At 63.8% G+C, this 18,143-nt stretch carries 14 protein-coding genes, 1 tRNA gene, 1 other RNA gene and 1 pseudogene; 1 reads left to right on the forward strand and 16 read right to left on the reverse strand.

Going from position 1 to position 18,143, the window contains the following annotated elements:
- From recR to VMA74_RS10005, 7 genes and pseudogenes are all read right to left on the reverse strand, one after another.
- Positions 1-171 (reverse strand): annotated as a pseudogene (gene recR / locus VMA74_RS09975) (recombination protein RecR); the annotation flags it as partial.
- A gap of 38 nt (positions 172-209) precedes the next feature.
- Entirely contained in the window at positions 210-533 is a 324-nt protein-coding gene (locus VMA74_RS09980) for a YbaB/EbfC family nucleoid-associated protein (protein ID WP_325366587.1), read from the reverse strand.
- A gap of 15 nt (positions 534-548) precedes the next feature.
- Complete coding sequence (gene dnaX, locus VMA74_RS09985) at positions 549-2,219, reverse strand: DNA polymerase III subunit gamma/tau (RefSeq protein ID WP_325366589.1); 1,671 nt, start codon at positions 2,217-2,219, stop codon at positions 549-551.
- A 94-nt stretch (positions 2,220-2,313) separates the two neighbouring features.
- Positions 2,314-2,410: signal recognition particle sRNA small type (gene ffs / locus VMA74_RS09990), an RNA gene on the reverse strand.
- A gap of 71 nt (positions 2,411-2,481) precedes the next feature.
- A tRNA-Ser gene (locus VMA74_RS09995) sits at positions 2,482-2,574 on the reverse strand.
- Positions 2,575-2,915: 341 nt separating this feature from the next.
- Positions 2,916-3,674: an MBL fold metallo-hydrolase gene (locus VMA74_RS10000; RefSeq protein WP_325366591.1), complete on the reverse strand. Its 759-nt coding sequence runs from the start codon at positions 3,672-3,674 to the stop codon at positions 2,916-2,918.
- Positions 3,671-4,396 carry a 3-deoxy-D-manno-octulosonic acid kinase gene (locus VMA74_RS10005; RefSeq protein ID WP_325366593.1) on the reverse strand — a complete coding sequence of 242 codons (726 nt, stop codon included), beginning with the start codon at positions 4,394-4,396 and terminating at the stop codon, positions 3,671-3,673. Before VMA74_RS10005 ends, VMA74_RS10000 begins: the two co-directional genes overlap by 4 nt.
- Positions 4,397-4,440: 44 nt before the next feature.
- On the opposite strand from VMA74_RS10005, the gene VMA74_RS10010 reads away from it, so the two are divergent.
- Complete coding sequence (locus VMA74_RS10010; protein ID WP_325366595.1) at positions 4,441-5,478, forward strand: glycosyltransferase family 9 protein; 1,038 nt, start codon at positions 4,441-4,443, stop codon at positions 5,476-5,478.
- Between the two features lie 16 nt (positions 5,479-5,494).
- Here the strand turns inward: VMA74_RS10010 and VMA74_RS10015 are convergent, their stop codons facing one another.
- From VMA74_RS10015 to VMA74_RS10055, 9 genes are all read right to left on the reverse strand, one after another.
- Positions 5,495-9,592 carry a hypothetical protein gene (locus tag VMA74_RS10015; protein ID WP_325366597.1) on the reverse strand — a complete coding sequence of 1,366 codons (4,098 nt, stop codon included), beginning with the start codon at positions 9,590-9,592 and terminating at the stop codon, positions 5,495-5,497.
- 117 nt (positions 9,593-9,709) lie between these two features.
- Positions 9,710-10,111, reverse strand: coding sequence for a DUF6165 family protein (locus VMA74_RS10020; RefSeq protein ID WP_325366599.1), 402 nt, complete (start codon positions 10,109-10,111; stop codon positions 9,710-9,712).
- Between the two features lie 69 nt (positions 10,112-10,180).
- Complete coding sequence (gene lpxK / locus VMA74_RS10025; protein ID WP_325366601.1) at positions 10,181-11,164, reverse strand: tetraacyldisaccharide 4'-kinase; 984 nt, start codon at positions 11,162-11,164, stop codon at positions 10,181-10,183.
- A 4-nt stretch (positions 11,165-11,168) separates the two neighbouring features.
- Positions 11,169-12,959, reverse strand: a complete 1,791-nt coding sequence (msbA, locus tag VMA74_RS10030) for a lipid A export permease/ATP-binding protein MsbA (protein ID WP_325366603.1) — start codon at positions 12,957-12,959, stop codon at positions 11,169-11,171.
- Positions 12,956-13,387, reverse strand: a complete 432-nt coding sequence (locus tag VMA74_RS10035) for a biopolymer transporter ExbD (protein ID WP_325366605.1) — start codon at positions 13,385-13,387, stop codon at positions 12,956-12,958. Before VMA74_RS10035 ends, msbA begins: the two co-directional genes overlap by 4 nt.
- A gap of 3 nt (positions 13,388-13,390) precedes the next feature.
- A complete protein-coding gene (locus tag VMA74_RS10040) occupies positions 13,391-14,041 on the reverse strand; it encodes a MotA/TolQ/ExbB proton channel family protein (protein ID WP_325366613.1) in 651 nt (216 codons plus the stop codon).
- Between the two features lie 155 nt (positions 14,042-14,196).
- Entirely contained in the window at positions 14,197-16,533 is a 2,337-nt protein-coding gene (locus tag VMA74_RS10045; protein ID WP_325366607.1) for a DNA internalization-related competence protein ComEC/Rec2, read from the reverse strand.
- 145 nt (positions 16,534-16,678) lie between these two features.
- The gene (lolD, locus tag VMA74_RS10050) at positions 16,679-17,365 is read right to left on the reverse strand and encodes a lipoprotein-releasing ABC transporter ATP-binding protein LolD (protein ID WP_325366609.1); all 687 of its coding nucleotides are present in this window, start codon (positions 17,363-17,365) and stop codon (positions 16,679-16,681) included.
- A 4-nt stretch (positions 17,366-17,369) separates the two neighbouring features.
- The coding region (locus tag VMA74_RS10055; protein WP_325366611.1) for an FtsX-like permease family protein at positions 17,370-18,143 on the reverse strand (774 nt) is incomplete at its 5' end.

Raw genomic sequence — 18,143 nt, forward strand, 5'->3', positions numbered from 1 at the left:
GCAGTGACCGATCTTTTGCATTGCCTGCTGCAACACATGGGCCAGCTTCAATCCGCGCTCGCGCTCACGTTCCAACAGATGGAACGCCATGCGCTGCGCGCTCTTGCCGCCTACACCTGGCAGGCAGCGCAGCGCTTCGATCAGTTCGGCGAGGAGAGGGGATGAGCTCATGTGTTTTTATTTCCTCTCCCCAAGAGGAGAGCACGACATCAAAATGGCATCTTGAATCCAGGCGGCAGATTCAAACCGGACGTAAGGCCGCCCAGCTTGTTCTTGCTCGCCTCTGCCACCCTATTCACGGCGTCGTTGACCGCCGCAGCCACCAGGTCTTCGGCCATTTCCGGATCATCGGCGAACAGCTTGCGATCGATCTGCACGCGGCGCACTTCATGTGCGCCGGTCATTACGACGCTCACCAGGCCACCACCGGAGCTGCCGGTCACTTCAAGCTTGGCGATTTCTTCCTGCGCGCGCTTCATGTCTTCCTGCATGCGCTGCGCCTGCTGCATCAGCTGGCCAAGTTGCCCTCTCATAACGTGTACTCCAAATCAGGAATCAAGCGGTTTGATGGATTGCGGCACCACGCGTGCGCCGAACTCGCGCTTCAGCGTCTGCACCAGCGGATCGCCTTCGATCGATGCCTCGGCCGCCGACTGCGCCGCGCTGCGCGCTTCGGCCGCGCGCGCCGCCGGCGTGTGCGCAGCGCTGTGGCTGTCTTCGACGAAACGCAAGCGGATCGGTTCGCCCATGGCTTCGCTGAGCCGATCGGCAATCTGGCTCACGATCGGCTCTACCGCCAGATGCATATGCGTGGGCTGCAGGGCAAGCACCAGCGTCTGCCCTTCCCGGCCGCGCAGCGCCGAATTCTGCGCGATCTGGCCAAGCGGGCCACGCAGGTCGGCGCGCTGGATCAGCGCCTCCCAATCCGGCAAACCGCCGGGGCTGGCCACGCGTTGCATGGGTGCGGCAGGCATGATGTTTTCGCGCGCTGCGGCGGGCGGCGCCGCATGCGTAGCAGTGACAGGGCGTACGCTCGACGCAGGTGCCGCGGCGGATGCCGACGGCGCAACGGGCGGACGCGGCGGCGCAGCCGCACGCTGTCCACCGGCAGCCGCCATGGGCGCAGCATCGTCGCCAGGACGAAACGCCAGCATGCGCAGCAAGGCCATCTCGAAGCCGGTACGCGTATCGGGTGCCAGCGCCAGGTCGCGACGGCCGGCGGTGGCGATCTGGTAGTAGAGCTGCACGTCCTCGGGTGTCATGCGCTCGGCCAGGCGGGTCAGTACCGGGTCGTCGCCATCGTTCTGGTCGAGCCGGTAACCGGGCACGAGCTGCAGCAACTGGATGCGGTGCAAAGCGGCAGCCAAGTCATCCAGTACGCTGCCGAAATCGGGCGAGAATGAGGCGATGCGCGTGCACTCGGCCATCAGCTGCTGCCCGTCGCCGGCGGCCAATGCATCGAGCAGACACAGCACTTGGCCCCGCTCGACGCTGCCGAGCATGGCGCGCACCTCGTCCGCTTTCAGCGTACCGCCGCCGTAGGCAATGGCCTGGTCCAGCAGCGACAAACCATCGCGCAAAGAACCGTCCGCCGCGCGCGCGAGTTCCGCAAGAGCCGGATCTTCGTATTCGATGTGCTCGGCGCCCAGAATATGGCGCATCTGCCCGGCGATCTGGTCCGGCAACAGGCGCTTGAGGTTGAAGCGCAGGCAGCGTGACAGCACCGTCACCGGCAGCTTTTGCGGATCGGTGGTGGCGAGCAGGAATTTCACATGCGGCGGCGGCTCTTCCAGCGTCTTCAGCAGCGCATTGAAGGCCGGCTTGGAGAGCATGTGCACTTCGTCCACCAGGTACACCTTGAAGCGCCCGCGCGCCGGCGCGTACTGCGCGTTCTCGATCACCTCGCGCACGTCGTCCACGCCGGTGTTGCTGGCGGCGTCGATTTCCAGCAGGTCCACGAAGCGGCCGGCGTCGACCGCCGTGCACACCGCGCACTCGCCGCATGGGTCGGCCGACTCGCCTCGCTCGCAATTCAGCGACTTGGCGAAGATGCGCGCGATGGTGGTCTTGCCCACGCCGCGCGTACCGGTGAACAAATAGGCGTGGTGCATACGCCCGCTATCCAGGGCGTTGGTGAGGGCGCGTACGACATGCTCCTGACCGACGAGTTCGGCGAACTTGCGGGGGCGCCACTTACGCGCGAGTACCTGATAGGACATGCGTTAACGCTATTTGGGCCAAAGACCGATTGTGCCAAGTCCAGGGTGGCAAGTCATGCGAGACAGGCAAAGCAACCGTCCAAAAAGGCGGCAGCCCCGCCAGCCACACCCCGGCACCCGAATCATCCGCTACCGTTGCTTCCTTCCGGACCTGGCGGGGTTTGCGAACTATCGTCGCGGGGGGACCGACGGGGCCACCATAGGGTGGGCATCGAAGCCCTGAAACTGGTTGCCTACAAACTGCTACCAGCTTCGCTGAATGTGGCGGAGAGGGCGGGATTCGAACCCGCGATACGGGGATAAGCCGTATACACACTTTCCAGGCGTGCTCCTTCAACCACTCGGACACCTCTCCGGGTAAAACATTTTTGCTGTGCGGACCACCGGGCGGGATGGTTCGGCCCGTCCTGGGCCTCACCCCTACGCGCTACGCGCTCCGGGGCCAGCCTTCGGCTGTCCAAAATTCGTTCCAGACGAATTTTGTCAAACCCGCGATACGGGGATAAGCCGTATACACACTTTCCAGGCGTGCTCCTTCAACCACTCGGACACCTCTGCACACGCAAAACCCTTTTGTCGGTTGGAGCCCGGCAAAGAAGCGGAAGGATAACGGTTAGCCGTGTAACGGACAAGAGAGAGCCGGGATGCGAGGGCCACCCTGACGCGGAACTTGAAACCCCGATGCTTCCGATCGCCTCACCCCGCATCCGGTCGCGGCGGCGACGGATTCGTCAAAGGCACCCGCTGCCCCGCCCGCGCGATGCGATATCCCCGCGCCGCCAATGCCTCTCCGTCCGCTTTGCTGCCGTAGTGATACAGCAGCAACCGCGCACGCAAGCCTTGGTCGTATTCGCGCTCGATGTCGTCGATGCCGGTATGGGAAGGGTTACCCACCAGCCCGCAATCGTGCGCGATCAGCTCTTCCCCTCCGGCGTAATGCGTGAGCACCTCAGGAATGGGACGCGTATCGCCGGTGAACGCGAAACTGCCCTGCAAGGCCAGGCCGAACGATGTGCCGGGACGGTGGTGCCGCGTGGCGAATACGTCGAACCAGAAACCATCCAGCCAAAAGCCGCGCGAGCACGGCACCAGCCGGAAAGCTTCCCAATAATTCACGCCGCCTTCGGCCAGCGCGCCCGGATAGTCCGCCACCCGGGCCTGCAACCATGGCAGCAAGGCCGCATGCGCGAACACGCGTGTTTTCCCGCGCAGCGCCTGGTCGAACCACAGGCGTGTGAACAGGCGCTCCAGGCCGCCGACGTGATCCATGTGGGTGTGCGTGATGTAGAGGTTTTGCGGTGGTTCGCCATAAGCGGCGAAGTAGCGATCGAGCGTGTCAGGGCCGCAGTCGATCAGCAGCAACGGTTTGCCATCGCGCTCCACTGTCGCGGACGATGAGCCCAGCTCCACTGCATGCGCGGCGCCCGTACCAAGAAAATGCAAATGCCAGCTCATGCGCCCAGTGTCTCCTCGTAGCCGTCCATGAGCGAGGTCCAGATAACTTGCTCGAACACCGCCTCGCCCGTTGCCGCCGCCCCCAACTTGAGGAGCGATCGGCGCAGGCGCTGCAGGTTCGCCATGCGCCAGCCCGGTGCCGGCGCACGCAGGCGGCCGCGATCGAAATCCACCAGGTAAAGTCCCGCCGGCGAGATCAAGACATTGTGTGCGTTCAGATCGGCATGCCATACACCGGCGCGATGAAAACGCGCGACCAGCGCGCCGACTTCCTGGGCGAGTTCGGCGTCCAGGCGCCCTTGGGCCACGCTCTGCGCCAGCGTGTGCACATCGGCAATCCGGCGCGTGATCAGGTCCGCCTGGTAATAAAGCCCGGTTCGTCGATATTGCGCCGCCACCACCTGCGGCACCGGCAACGCCAGCTTCGCCATTGCCTGCAGCAAGCGGAATTCCCGGAAGCTGCGCGTGCGGTCCGCGCCCGTCCACAGATAGCGATCACCCATCAACCTCGCCACCAGGCCGCCGCGCCGGTAATGGCGCAACACGCATTCACCGGCCGGGGTATGAATGATCGCCACCCCGCCGCGGCCGCCGGGCTGCGTACTGAGCGCACCCTGCCCGCGCCAATGGTCGGTATCGAACCATGGGCTGGCGACTTGTGGCGATACGGTAGCGTCGAACAGAATCGCACCCTTGGCGTCTTGGCGCAGTTGCTCGTGCATCGGTGCTGCGGTGGCCCTGTTTCGTTCAACCTTGGCGATTCTACATGTCCGCTCCCGCTTCCATCTGCCTGCTGCGCACGTCGGCTATCGGTGACGTCACCCACGTGGTGCCGCTGGTCCATACGTTGCAGCGGGCCTGGCCGCAGACCGCGCTGACCTGGATCGTCGGCAAGCTGGAACGCAAGCTGGTCGGTGACCTGTCTGGCGTGGAATTCATTACGTTCGACAAGGCCGCCGGCTGGGCCGGCATGCGCGAGGTATACGCCGCGCTGAAGGGGCGGCGTTTCGATGCATTGCTGCAGATGCAGGTGGCCTTGCGCTCCAACCTGCTGAGCCTGGGGATCAAGGCCGATCGCCGCATCGGCTACGACCGCGCGCGCGCCAAGGATTTGCATGGTTTGGTCATCAACCAGCGCATTCCGGCGCGCATCGGCGAACATGTGCTGCAAGCCATCGGCAGCTTCTGCGAGCCGCTGGGTTTGAAACAGACCGACGTGCGCTGGGATATTCCCATTCCGGACGAAGCCCACGCATGGGCCGCGCAACAATGGCCGCACGACCAGCCGGTATTGCTGGTGAGCCCCACCTCCAGCCATGCATTGCGCAATTGGCGGGCGGAACGCTACGCCGCCGTCATGGATCACGCCGCGGCACGCGGCTGGCGCGTGGTGCTGATTGGCGGCCCTTCGCCGGCCGAACGCGGCATGGCCGATGCCATCCTCGCCCACTGCCAACGCGCCCCGCTCGATCTCACCGGCAAGGACACGCTCAAGAAACTGATGGCGATGTTCTGCCGCGCCCAACTACTGCTTACGCCCGATTCCGGCCCCATGCACATGGCCAACACCGTCGGCCTGAAAGTGCTCGGCCTGCACGCAGCCAGCAACCCTGCCCGCTCCGGCCCTTATTCGGACCGCCGCTGGTGTGTCGACAAATACGACGAGGCCGCGCACAAATACCTCGGCAAACCGGCCAGCGAGATTCCGTGGGGAACGAAGATCGAGAAACCGGGCGTGATGGATTTAATCGAAGTCGATGACGTCATCGAACGCTTTGAAGCGGCGGCAGCGTTGTTGCGCTAACGCTGCCGCCGCTGACTTAACCATCACGCGGGGCCTGCGCCTCGGGCAACGGGGGGACGGACTTGCGCTCGCGCGTCTTCCAATAGCCGCCCTTGGTCCACGCATCGAAACCCCAGCGCAACCACCCGATCAGCGCATTCGCCAACCACAACGCCCAGGCGAGCATGGCGAGTTTGTAGAACCACAACGAGACGCTGATTACGCCGCCTTGCGGCAACGCATCCTTGGCCTGGTCGGCGAACCAGTGCAAATCCCACGCGCTGGAAGCGTTGCCAGCGACGTGCATGTCGGGCAAGCCGAGCAAGCCTTTCGGCACTGCCGACACCAGCGTGACCAGGGCCAGCACGGTGACGGCGGCCAATAGCGACTGCACGAGGTTGAAGCGTCCTCTTTCAAGCCTGGTCACAGCAGGTTCGTGCCGTGCACGCAGGCCGAGCAGGATCAACCACAGCACCACGAACGCGTACGCACTCCATACGAACGCGGAAAAGCCCAATCCAAGCAACAGCCATTGATAAAAGCGCAGCGGCGTCGGCGCATAGCGACCCAGCAGCCACGCGGCCAGCAGCAGCACGATCAGCTGGGACCAATACAACACGGCAGGCCCGACCGGCGGCCCCCACGCCCACAGCACCCAGCGATCTTCCGGCAACCCAAGGTCCAGCGCGATATTCGCCGACGGGGCGCCCAGCGCCAAGGCCGGTGTCGCGACATGCACGCCGATGCCGCGCGGCTCGCGCAGACGTATCACGTAATGATGCTTGCCGGGCAAAAGCGGCAAGCTCAGTTTGCCGTCCTTGATGGCGAGGCTGAGTTGCCCGTCGTCGCGCGTGGCGCCAAGCAGTTCGCTGCCCGCAGGCAAGGCAATGGCGTGTTCGCCGCCACGCGTGCTGCGCGCAAGCAGGTCGAGTTCCGTTTCGGTTGCGCGATCGCCAACGCTGACGTTGGCATTCACGCTGTCGAACGCAAGACTGTCGCCATCGACAGCCTTGGGCCGGCTTATCTGCAAGCGCAGCGTTTCATGCGGCAATGGTCGAAAGCTGAGCCCGGTGATGCTGTCGCCGACAGGCACGCCTTGCGCTTCGACATGCCAGATGGGCGCGGCGTGTACCTCCCACACTTCGGCATGATCGCTCAACGACGGCGCCGCAAGCTTCAGGCTATCGGCGTGATCGAGGCGACTGGTCCAGCTGACTTCGTTTTCGCCGGCATTGAACGTGACGCTGATGCGGCCGTCTTGCACACGCGTGCCCTCGGCCAGCGGATGCTCTCCCGGCAACAAGGGCAATCCCAGCGTGAAACCGCCATTGCTTGGCGCCACCCGCTCCACCGTATTGACCACGGTCCAGTCCACACCGAGCAGAATATCTCGCGTGATCCGCACATAAGGCGGAAATGCCTGCTGCGAAACCGCAGCCGGCTTGCCATCGGCGGCCACGGCGCGCACGCGATTGAGCGTAACGCTATCCCCCAGCAAGCGGCCGCCGTCGACACCATCGAGCGACCACGCCTGGCCGCTGAACACCAGCCATTGCGGGCGCAACGCGAAGCGCAAGCTGGTGCTGTCGACAGGCAGCGCGTGATAGCTCAAACCGAGCTTGTGCACGCCAGGCTCCAGCCGGACCAGTATCTGATCGTCCTGCTTGCCAATCGCTGCATTGGCACGACCGTCCACCGTTACGCCGAGCAGTTGCAAGCCTGCGTCGGTTTGCGGCAATGGCAGCGCTACTGGCGCGCCAACGTGCACTTCCAGCTCGATGGCGATTTGATCGTCTTTCGCCTGCACGGAAGCCGCAGCCACCACGGCGCAATCCGGCGCGCATTTTGGCGCTTCCAGCAAGCGAGCCTGCAATTGCCGCAGCAGGTCCGGGCTAGGCATGGCTTGTGCGCGCGCGACATGCGGCAGACCCGCCAGCAGCAAGCATGCCGCTGCCGTACTGCCCAAGCGCCAGCTTCGCCAAGATGCATTCGAGGGCCCGGCAAAACCCCGCGCAAGCCGGCCAAGCAGAACGATCAGCAAACCCAGCATCAGCACACGCAGCAACCTGACCAGCCAGGAAGGCGCGATCACCAGGCGCATGCGTTGCGCCGATGTCACCGGCCCGGACCAACTCAGCCGGTAGTTGTTGCCGACATCCCAGCTTGGCTCACCCGCACCGGCCTGGATGATGCTGTGACTGTCCGTGGCGGGCACAAAAGCTACGTTTGGCGTCCAACCGGCCAATATCTTGACGTTAAAGTTCCGGCTGGGTGGCGCAGCCGGCGCATATTGAGGGGCTGGTGCAACCGGAGCAGGTTCAGGTGGCGGCGGTGCCGGTGCCGCGCTCATTTCCGGTTGCGCCTGTTGCACAGCCAGTATCTTTTTTGCTTCCTGATTTGCATCGCCAGCAGCCGATATGCGCTGCATCCATGCAGCGCCATTTCCTTCCAACTGCGGATGCAAGGCGCTCTCCAACTGTGTCTTGGCGAAAGGCAAGGTCCAGATGATGGCCAACGCCAGCGCGAGGATGCTGGCCATCTGCGTCCACTGCCGCAATCGCCCTGCCGGCAGAGCGTGCATGAGCAATGCGAATGCCAGCGCCACGCCCAGCGTCCAGCGCGGCGCACCGGCTTCGTGCTGGGACAGCACCAGGAACAACGCTGCCAGCACTGCCCAACGCCAACCTAGCAACCGCCCAGCCAGCAAAGCCATGAGCGCGACGATAAACAGATCCAGCAAGCTCCATTGCGCCACCCATGAATCCGGCGAAGTGTCCACACCTGCTGCGCCGATCAGGCGATAACCATAGGGCAGATGCAAGACGGCATCGATGCTCTCCAACGACGCAAGCCATCCTGCGCCAGGCAAGGATCCGCTGCGGTCGGCAACACGCAAGCCGGCGTGCAGGTCCAAGGCCGAGCCGCGTAGTTCGGCGCCGGTTCTGCCTTGACCCAGGTCGGTAATCAGCAAGGGCGTGCCACGTTGCGTGGCGCGCTGCAATTGCCAGGGCGCCCCGACATCCAGACGCTGCGTGTGCGGCAGCGTGCCGGTGAGGTGATCGCTGACGTCAAAACCGCGACCATCGAAATCGAGCCATATCTGGCGTTCGAGCTTGATCTGATCGCCCGCCTCGCCTTCACCACCGCGCGCGCCTTGCTGGATGGCCAAGCCCTCGCCTTGGTCGAGCACGTAGGCCGGAAACTGGCGCCAATCAGCGGGTACGCCTGCTTGGGTTGCATCGGTGGCACGGCCCTCGACGCGTGTGCTGCGAAACGCAGGATCATCGCTGTAACTCCAGGTTTCCTGCTTCGGCCAAAGCTGGTCTGCAGGTGGCGCCAGGCTCACGTCGCGCAGGGTATCGGTGGCTCGGGCGGCCAGATGCACCGTCCACTGCCCTGGGCGAAGCTGCAGGCGCAGGCGCCCATCGGGTTCCCACTGCGCAGGTATGTCGCTCTCCAGCGAGGTAGCTACGAAGCCCTTCGGCAACACCGGTCCCAGCGACTGCTCGCGCGCGCTGCCGGTCACGTTCAATTGCAATTGCGTATCCAGCAAGGCAGGCGTGCCGTCGGAGAGATGGCGATAAACGCGCACCGAGAGTGCATCGGCTTGCTGCTGAGCCGCCGCCGCTTCGCCCAACGTCAATTGATCGCCGTTGCGCTCGATGCGATCGACCGCACGCCCATCCACGCCAAGCGAAACCAGGCCGATCGACGGTGGCACGCGCAGCCGCGCAGGACGCTCCTCCCACGGCAGGCTCCCCTCCACGGCGTAATCGCCAGGCTCCAACCACAACGCCGGCTGCCCATCGTGACTCAACACCGGCCACGCCTTGTTGTTCACCGCAACCTGCTGCGGCCAAGCATGTTCATCGCCGGGCAAGTCAACCCAACCTGCAGCATCGACATGTACGTAGAGACTGAAATGACCGCCGCGCTTGCCGGTATCGATGCTCAGGCGCCCCGGCCAGATGCACTGCCGGCTATCTGCGTCGCCATTGGCCAGCAAAGGACAGCCGTGCTGGGGAGCATCGTGCAACACCCAACCCTGCCAATCGCGCAAAGCGGGTGGAACGTCTTGTGCCAGCAACGGTGACACCACCAACAGCAGCCCCAGCAACCCCTTCCAGCGGCGCATACGGCAACCTCCCCTGTGACGTTTTACCCAGTGTAGTGGGAGCCGCAGGGGTTCTGGGAAGCGGGTTGGCAGCCCACGCCGGAAGGCGTCATGCCGTTTTATGCGGCCGGCAACAACTCACTTCGCCGCGCGATAATCCTGATAGGACTTCTCTTCCACCAGCTGCGAACCAAGCTTGAGATTGATTTCGCGCTTCACTGCCGCACGCTCGTCATTCTGGAAATACACCGAGCGCGCCAGCTCGATGAACTCGGCATCGAAGGCTTGTGCTTTTTCCTTCATGCGGATGCGATCTTCGATATCCCACAGCGCCTCGTTCACCGCCAGCAGGCGCGCACGCTCCTTGCTGATGTCGGTTTGCGACGCATGATGATTGGCCCAGGTGGCGTTGAGCAGATTGAGCTCGTTGTGCACGTTGGCGAGCTTGGCGGAATCGCTGATCTGCCGCGCCTTGATCTCGAGGATGGTGATCTTGTCGATCAGCTCACCGAAGGATACCGGTACCTGGATCAGGCTCATGAAAGACCTCATGCGGAAAAAGGACGGCTTATCGCCGGGAAATGCCGCCTATGATAGCGCCATCCCCGGCTAGGCATGCTCCTTGGCTTGGAGCTTCGTCCACAGCGCGTCGTAAAAGCTCGCTGGCAAGTCGGCCGTCACCGGTACGCTCCACCAATGCGGCTGAGCGAACGGGCGGCACTTCACCGCGTCTTTTTCCGTCATGAGCACGGGCAAGCCGTCGTCGAAAGCAAGGTCTTCCGGTGCAAATGCATGATGATCGGGAAAGGCGTGCGGAATCAGGTCCACGCCTTGCGCTGCAAGGCTTGCAAAGAAGCGCTGAGGATGGCCGATCGCGGCGACAGCGTGCACGCGCTCGCCTGCAAAGCTCGCGACAGATTTGCTGCCCCCGTCGCACAAGGCGCGCACGGTCCCGCCGCGCAAACCCATCGACACTTCGTCCGCCTGCGCATGGCCGCCGTTGCAGATGCGGAAATCCACCTGCTGCAAACGCTGCACCGGTTCGCGCAAAGGCCCCGCAGGCAACAGGCGTGCATTGCCGAAGCGGCGCTCGCCATCGACCACGCAAATCTCGATATCGCGTGCCAGACGGTAATGCTGCAAACCGTCATCCGCGATGACCACATCGCAGCCCGCGTCGAGCAGCAACCGCGCCGCAGCAGGACGATCGCGCCCGACGGCAACCGGCACAGCGTTGGCGTATATCAGGCAAGGCTCGTCGCCGACCTCGGCAGGCGTCGATGCTTTGCCGAGCAGGATCGGCCCACGCTCGCTGCCACCGTAACCCCGACTTACCACGCCAGGCCGATAACCGCGTACGTGCAAAGCATCCGCCAACGCCAGGGTAAGCGGCGTTTTCCCAGTACCACCGGCCGTGATATTGCCCACAACGATAACGGGGCAAGGCAAACGCACTGCACGCAGCCAGCCGAGCCGATAAAGCCCGCGGCGAAACACCACGATCGCTCTGTAAAACGTTGCGAGCGGATAACACCACCATGGCAATCGCTTTCCGCCATACCAGCCTGCCTGGAGCGTTTCAGCCAAGCTCATCGCTTCAATCGGCGGCGACAGAAGCCGGACGTTCGTTGAACTGCATGCGATGCAATGCGGCGTACTGGCCACCCAGGGCCATCAGCTCGGCGTGCGTGCCGTGCTCGGCGATCCGGCCCTGATCCATGACCGCGATCTGGTCGGCGTGCTCAATGGTGGAAAGGCGGTGGGCGATCACCAGCGTGGTGCGATCGCGCATCAGGCGCTGCAGCGCTTGCTGGATCAACCGCTCCGATTCGGTATCGAGTGCACTGGTGGCTTCATCGAGCACGAGAATCGGCGCGTTCTTGAGGATCGCGCGTGCAATGGCGAGGCGCTGGCGCTGTCCGCCGGAGAGCATATGGCCACCCTCACCGATCGGGCTGTGGATGCCGTTTGGCATGCGCGTGATGAACTCCATCGCATTGGCCGCTTCAGCCGCAGCGACAATGGCCTGCTCGCTGGCGCCGGCCAGTTCGCCATACGCGATGTTCTCGGCGATGGTGCCGTCGAACAACACCACGTGCTGGCCCACCCAGGCGATCTGCTTGCGCAAAGAGGCCAGGGTGTAGGTCTCGTAATCGGCGCCGTCCAGCAGGATGCGTCCGCTGGTCGGTTCGTTGAACCGCGGCAGCAGGCTGACCAGGCTGCTCTTGCCGCTGCCGGAGCGACCCACCAGTGCGGTGACGGTACCGGGCGCACAATGCAGGCTCACGCCGGCGAGCGCTTCGAATTCGCCTCGCGGATAGACCAGGCGCACATCGTCGAAACGCAGATCACCCTGCGTGCGTTCCAACACCTTGGTGCCATGATCCGCCTCAGGTGGCAGGTCGATCACCGCAAACAGGTTCTCTGCCGCCGCAATGCCGGTCTGCATGGTGGACTGCACATTGGTCAGCCGCTTCAACGAAGAGAGCATGCCACCCATCGCCGTGAGCACGGCAATGAATACGCCGGGTGAGATGTGGTCGATCTCCGAAGGACGCGAAGCCAGGAACACCATGCCGGCCAGCGCCAGCGACGCCACGGTTTGGGTGGATGAAGCAGAAAGGGCGCTGGTCGCCACGATCTTCAGATTGAGATAGCGCGCGCGGTCAGACGCCTTCTTGAAGCGCTCGTCCGCCTGCTGCTGGCCGCCATAGATGCGCACTTCACGATGCGCCCTGAGCATCTCGTCCACGGTGCCGGTGACCGACCCCATCTGGCCCTGGATACGACGGCTGACGAAGCGATACCGCCGGCTCACCGCCGCAGCGATCGCCACGATCGCCGGCACCAGCAGCAGCAGCGCCGTGGTGAGATAAAGGCTCTTGTACAGCATCACCACGAACATGCCGATCACAGTGATGCTCTCCGTCACCGTCACTTTCAGCGCATCCGTGGCCGCGCCGGCAATCTGCTCGCTGGTGTAGGTAATGCGTGAAATCTGATGACCGGAATGCTCACTGCCAAAAAAAGAGGCGGGCAGACGCAGGTATGCCGCAAACACGTCGCGCTGCATGGCCTGCACCACGTTGCGTGATACGTAGCCCATGCCATAGTTGCTGATGAGGATGGCGACGCCGCGCACCACGAAGATCATGATGATCCAGATCGGCATCCACTGAATGAGATACGGATCCTTCTGCTGCAACAGCTTGTCCATGATCGGCTGCAGCTTGCTGGTGAAATAGGCCAGCGCGCTGCCATCCACGGCGAAGCCGATGACGGCCAGCAGGATGACCGGCCAGTAGCGGCCCGAGTAGCCCAGCAATCGTTTGTAGACCTGCCGGCTTTCCTTGTCCCATAACGCGACTTTCTTCTTGCCTTCGCTCATTGCTGCGTGGCCGACTGGGTCGGCGTGGTGGCGATGGAAAGATGGGTAAAGCCCAATTGGCCCAGCGCATCCATGGCGGTCACCACGTTCTGGTGCGCGGTCATGGCGTCGGCGCGGATGGTGACGGTCTGGTTGCGGTCGTCGCCCGCCACCTGCGCAATGGCCTGCTTGAGCGCATCCACATTGGTGCCCTGCACCTCGTCGCTGCCGACGTAGAAATGCCCATCGCGATCCACCATCACGGTGACGGCAGGCTGCTGCATGTCGCGGTCTTCCGCGCTGGCCTGCGGCAGGTTCACCTTCAGGCGCGAGTGCTGCACGAAGGTGGTGGTGAGCACGAAGAACATCAGCAAGGTCAGCAGCACGTCGATCAATGAAACTACATTGATCTCGAAATCGTCGCCGCGGCGGTCGTTACCGATACGCATGGCTCAAACAGGCGCCTTGTCGCCTGCAGCGGCCGGCGCGCGGCGTGTGCGCGGCGCGGCATTGGGTGCGGGCAGCGTGAGGTCGTCCAGCAACAGCGTGGCCTGCTTTTCCATGTCCACCACGTAGCCGGCCACCTTGGAACGGAAATAGCGATGCAGCACGTAGGCGGGAATGGCCACCGTCAAACCGGCGGCCGTGCAGATCAGCGCCTCGCCGATGCCGCCCGCCATCTTGGTGGGATCGGCCATGCCGCCGACCATCACCTGCATGAACATGCGGATCAGCCCGATCACGGTACCGAACAGGCCTAGCAACGGGCCGATCAGGGCGATGGTGCCGAGCGTGTTCAGATAACGCTCCATGCGATGCACCACATGGCGGCCGGTATCCTCGATGCGCTCCTTGATCAGTTCGCGCGAGTGATGGCGCACGGCAAGCGCGGCAGCCAACAATTCGCCCAGCGGCGAACCGGACGCAAGTTTTTCCAGATGGGCCGGATCAAGCTGGTCGGAGCGCGCCCATTCGCGTACTTCCTGCACCAGTCCTGGCGGCAGTACGTAGCTGCGCCGCAACGTCCAGCTCCGCTCCAGCACGATCGCCAGCGCCACCGCCGAGCAGATCAGGATGGGCGCCATGGCCCAGCCGCCTGCCATCAGAATCTGACCCAAATCACCCACAGAAAAACTCCCGGCCCTGCCGCCTGCGCAAGCGGCCATCATAGCAGCGTCGCCGAGACGTACCGTGCGGCTAATCACTCCGCAGACTGCGCGACCAGTAGAGCATCAGCGAGCCCCGCCGGCATCCGCATTCACTCTCGCCAATAGCGCCGCTGCAGCAAGCGCCAACGCGCCGTCACATAGCTGGGTGCTGCAGCAGGAAATTCAATCTGAACGGCGCCGTCCACCGCGGTATTGAATACCGGCACGCCCGCCACCGCGTAGCGTTGCAGGACTTCCGGCCGCGGATGGCCGAAGCGGTTGCGCCAGCCGGCGGAAACCACGGCGAACTCGGGGCGAATGGCGGCGATGAAATCCGCGCTTGAAGAACTTTTGCTGCCATGGTGCGGCACCTGCAACACCGGCCGCGGCCCCGCACCCAACGCTGCGGCCACCGACGTCTCCGTGCCCGCGGCAATATCGCCGGTGAGCAACAGACGTGCCGCCCGGCCTTCGACCAGCAGCACGCAGGAATGATCGTTCGCCGACGCGTTCAACATGGCCGCAACGGGACTCAGTACGCGGAAGCGCACGCCATCCCATTCCCATTGCTGTCCGGCCAGGCATTGCGCCATCGGTATGGGTAGCCGCCCCGGTTCGCCGGAGTAACGCTGCGCCTCGGGAAACGCAGCCGCCACGGCGGGCGCGCCACCGGCATGATCGTTGTCGGCATGGCTGACCATCAACATGTCCAGCCGATCCACGCCCAGCGCGTGCAGCGAAGGTACGACAACGGCTGCACCCAGGTCGTATTCCGACGGGTAGCGCGCACCTGCGTCATAAACCAGGCTGTGATCACGCGTACGCACGATGATCGCAAGCCCCTGCCCTACATCCAACACCCATGCCTGGAATGCGCCTGCGGGAGGGACATCACGTGCCGGCCACAGCAACGGCAGAAACAACAGCGCGCCCAGCATGCGCAACGGCACGCCGCGCGGCATGAACAGCCACAACGCTCCCAGCGTGGCAAGCAGCAGCGCCCAAGGTTTCACTGCCGGCAAATACCAGTGCGCCCCGGGCCAGGTTGCCGTCTGCTCGAGCAGCCACCATTGCGCATGCGTCAACCATTCGGCCACACGCAGCAACGGCGTCGCCAGCGGTGGGCAGATGATCAGCAGCAACATGCCCAACAAGGCGCAGGGCACGATCACGAAGCTGACGAACGGCACTGCGACAAGATTGGACAAGGCACCCACCAACGACGCCTCGCCGAAGAACCACATCGTCAATGGCAGCAGCGATACCGTCATCACGAGCTGGCCCAGCGTCAGTTCACGCAGAAAGCCACGCAGGCCACGCCCTTTCGCGTCCATGCAGAGGATCAGGAACGCCACGCCGACGAACGAGAGCCAGAAGCCCGCTTCCAGCACGGCAGTGGGATTCACCAGCAGGATCACCATCAGCGCCATCGCCAATGCATACCCCGAGCCGGTCGCGCGCCGGCTGCAGCGCGCCAGGGCAAAGGCACCGATCATCAGCATGGTGCGGATGGTGGGCATGCCTAAACCCGCCAATGCACCGTATGCACTGGCCGATGCCAAGGCCGACAGGGCCGCTGCCTGCACGCGTGGGCAGCGCAGCGCGAGCCAGGGCCATAGCCAATAAACCGCATGGCACAACCAAACGCCGAAAACCGCGGCCACGCCCACGTGAAAGCCGGAAATCGCGAGCAGGTGTGAAATACCGTTGGCGCGCGCCACATCCCAGTCGTGCTGTTCCAGACCGCGCGTGTCGCCAACCGTGAACGCGCGCAACAAAGCCGCGTCGTGCGGATGATGCACGCGCGCCTGGATGCTGTCCGCGAGTGAACCGCGTACGCGGTCCAGACACCATGCCGCCGTGTTCAAGCGCTGGTTGCCTGGATCGTCGCGCACGTAACCTACCGCCGCGATGCCGCGCGCCAGTGCGCTGCGTTCGCTATCGGCTCCGCCCGGGTTGATCGTTCCCCGCGGCCGGCGCAGACGCAGCAGCAGTTGCCAGCGAGAACAGGGTTCCGGTTCTGCCGAGGGCTTGCCATACCAGCTGATGCGTACGCGCCCTCGCCACGGCAGCGCTTGCCCATCGCGCGCAGCCTGCTCGATCTGGAACTGCACGCTGGTGGCACCGGCCTTGGTCTGGGCCAGGCCCACCACCTGGCCGATGACCTGGAAATCCTGCCCTTCCCAGTCTTTGGGCAAGCGCGCATGCATGGCCGAGCTGCCATACCATGCTGCCCACGCGAAGCCGAACAGCAGCACGGCCAACCAGCGGCAACGTGGCAAGCGCCAGGCAAGCATCAGCGCGCAGGCCGCCAGGATTGCCATCAGCCAGCGTGGCGGCAATGCGGGAAACCATTGCACGATCGACATGCCCACCAGCAAGGCCAACGCCGCAGCGACGGCGCTCGGCCATGTTTGTGCCTGGGGCGATTCGCCTTGCTTCGTCATGCCACGAAGCTAGCGCAGATGGAGAGGGCGGCTTTGTCAGCAGCTGGCGCGGTGTCTTGAGGGGAATACGCGCGTTATGCGATCAAGCCCTCATGCAGATGGCGATGCTGGGGGTCGGCGCCACCTCACCGCCAACGTGCTTGCTTTATGCCTTCTCGCGCAACTCGCCGTTGTGCAATTCCAAGGTGCGATCCATCCGCGCGGCAAGACGGCTATCGTGCGTCACCAGAATAAAGCTGGTGCCGATCTCGCGGTTCAATTCCAGCATCAGCGCATACACCTGCGCGGCGTTGTCTTCGTCCAGATTGCCGGTCGGTTCGTCGCCGAGCACGCAGGAAGGGCGCGTCACCAACGCACGCGCCACGGCACAGCGCTGGCGCTCGCCGCCGGAAAGCTCCGCCGGCTTGTGTTCCAGGCGCTTGCCCAGGCCCACACGTTCCAGCAGGGCTTTGGCCTGCTTCTGCGCATCCGATATGCCGATGCCGCGGATCAACAGCGGCATGCACACGTTTTCCAGCGCGGTGAATTCGGGCAACAGATGATGGAACTGGTAGATGAAGCCCATCGAACGATTGCGCACGCGGCCGCGCTCGGCATCGGACAACTTGGAAAGCACTCGGCCCTCCACTTCCACTGCGCCATTGGTAAGCGTGTCCAGGCCGCCGATGATGTGCAGCAGCGTACTTTTGCCGGAACCCGAAGCGCCGACGATCGCCAGCGTTTCACCCCGCTTGAGCGAGAAGTTGACGTCGGTCAGCACCGGCGTGCGCAGGTCGCCCTCCTCGTAGGTCTTGGCTACGTGGCTGGCGCGCAGGACGATATCGTTGCTCATCGGATTACTCATAGCGCAATGCCTGGGCCGGTTGCGTACGCGAGGCGCGCCATGCGGGATAGAGCGTGGCAAGCAGGGAGAACAGGAAGGTCACCAGCGACACCCAGATGACGTCATGCCAGTCGAGCCTGCTGGGTACCTCGCTGATGTAATACACGTCAGGAGACAGGAAGGTATATCCGGTCAAGTGCTCGATCCATTTCACGATGCCGGGCAGGCGCCACGAAAGCAGCGAACCCAGCCCCACGCCAAAACCGATGCCGACGAAACCCACCAGCACGCCCTGCACCATGAACATGCCCATGATGCTGCGCGGCGTCGAACCCAGGGTGCGCAGGATGGCGATATCGGCCTGCTTGTCGGTCACCAGCATCATCAGCATGGAAATCAAATTGATCACGGCCACCAGGATGATCAGCGAGAGGATGATGAACATCACCTTCTTTTCCATCGAGATGGCGGTGAAGAAGTTGGCGTGGCTGTCCATCCAGGTGGTGACCATGTAGACCTGGCCCAGCGTATCGGCCAGTTCGCGCGCCACGGGACCGGCGTTGTACAAATTGTCGAGCTTGAGGCGAATGCCGGTGGGGGCGTCGATGCTTTTCAACTGTTCCGCATTATGGATGCTGATCAAGCCAAGTCCGGAGTCGAACTCCTCCATGCCCATCTCGAAAATACCGCTTACGGTGAAACCGCGGATGCGCGGCACCGCGCCCAATGGCGTTGCACGCAGCTCAGGCACCACCACGGTGACTTTGTCGCCGACGTTGACGCCGAG

The sequence above is a fragment of the Dyella sp. genome (assembly GCF_035508675.1).
In the GTDB taxonomy this organism is placed as follows: Bacteria; Pseudomonadota; Gammaproteobacteria; order Xanthomonadales; family Rhodanobacteraceae; genus Dyella_B.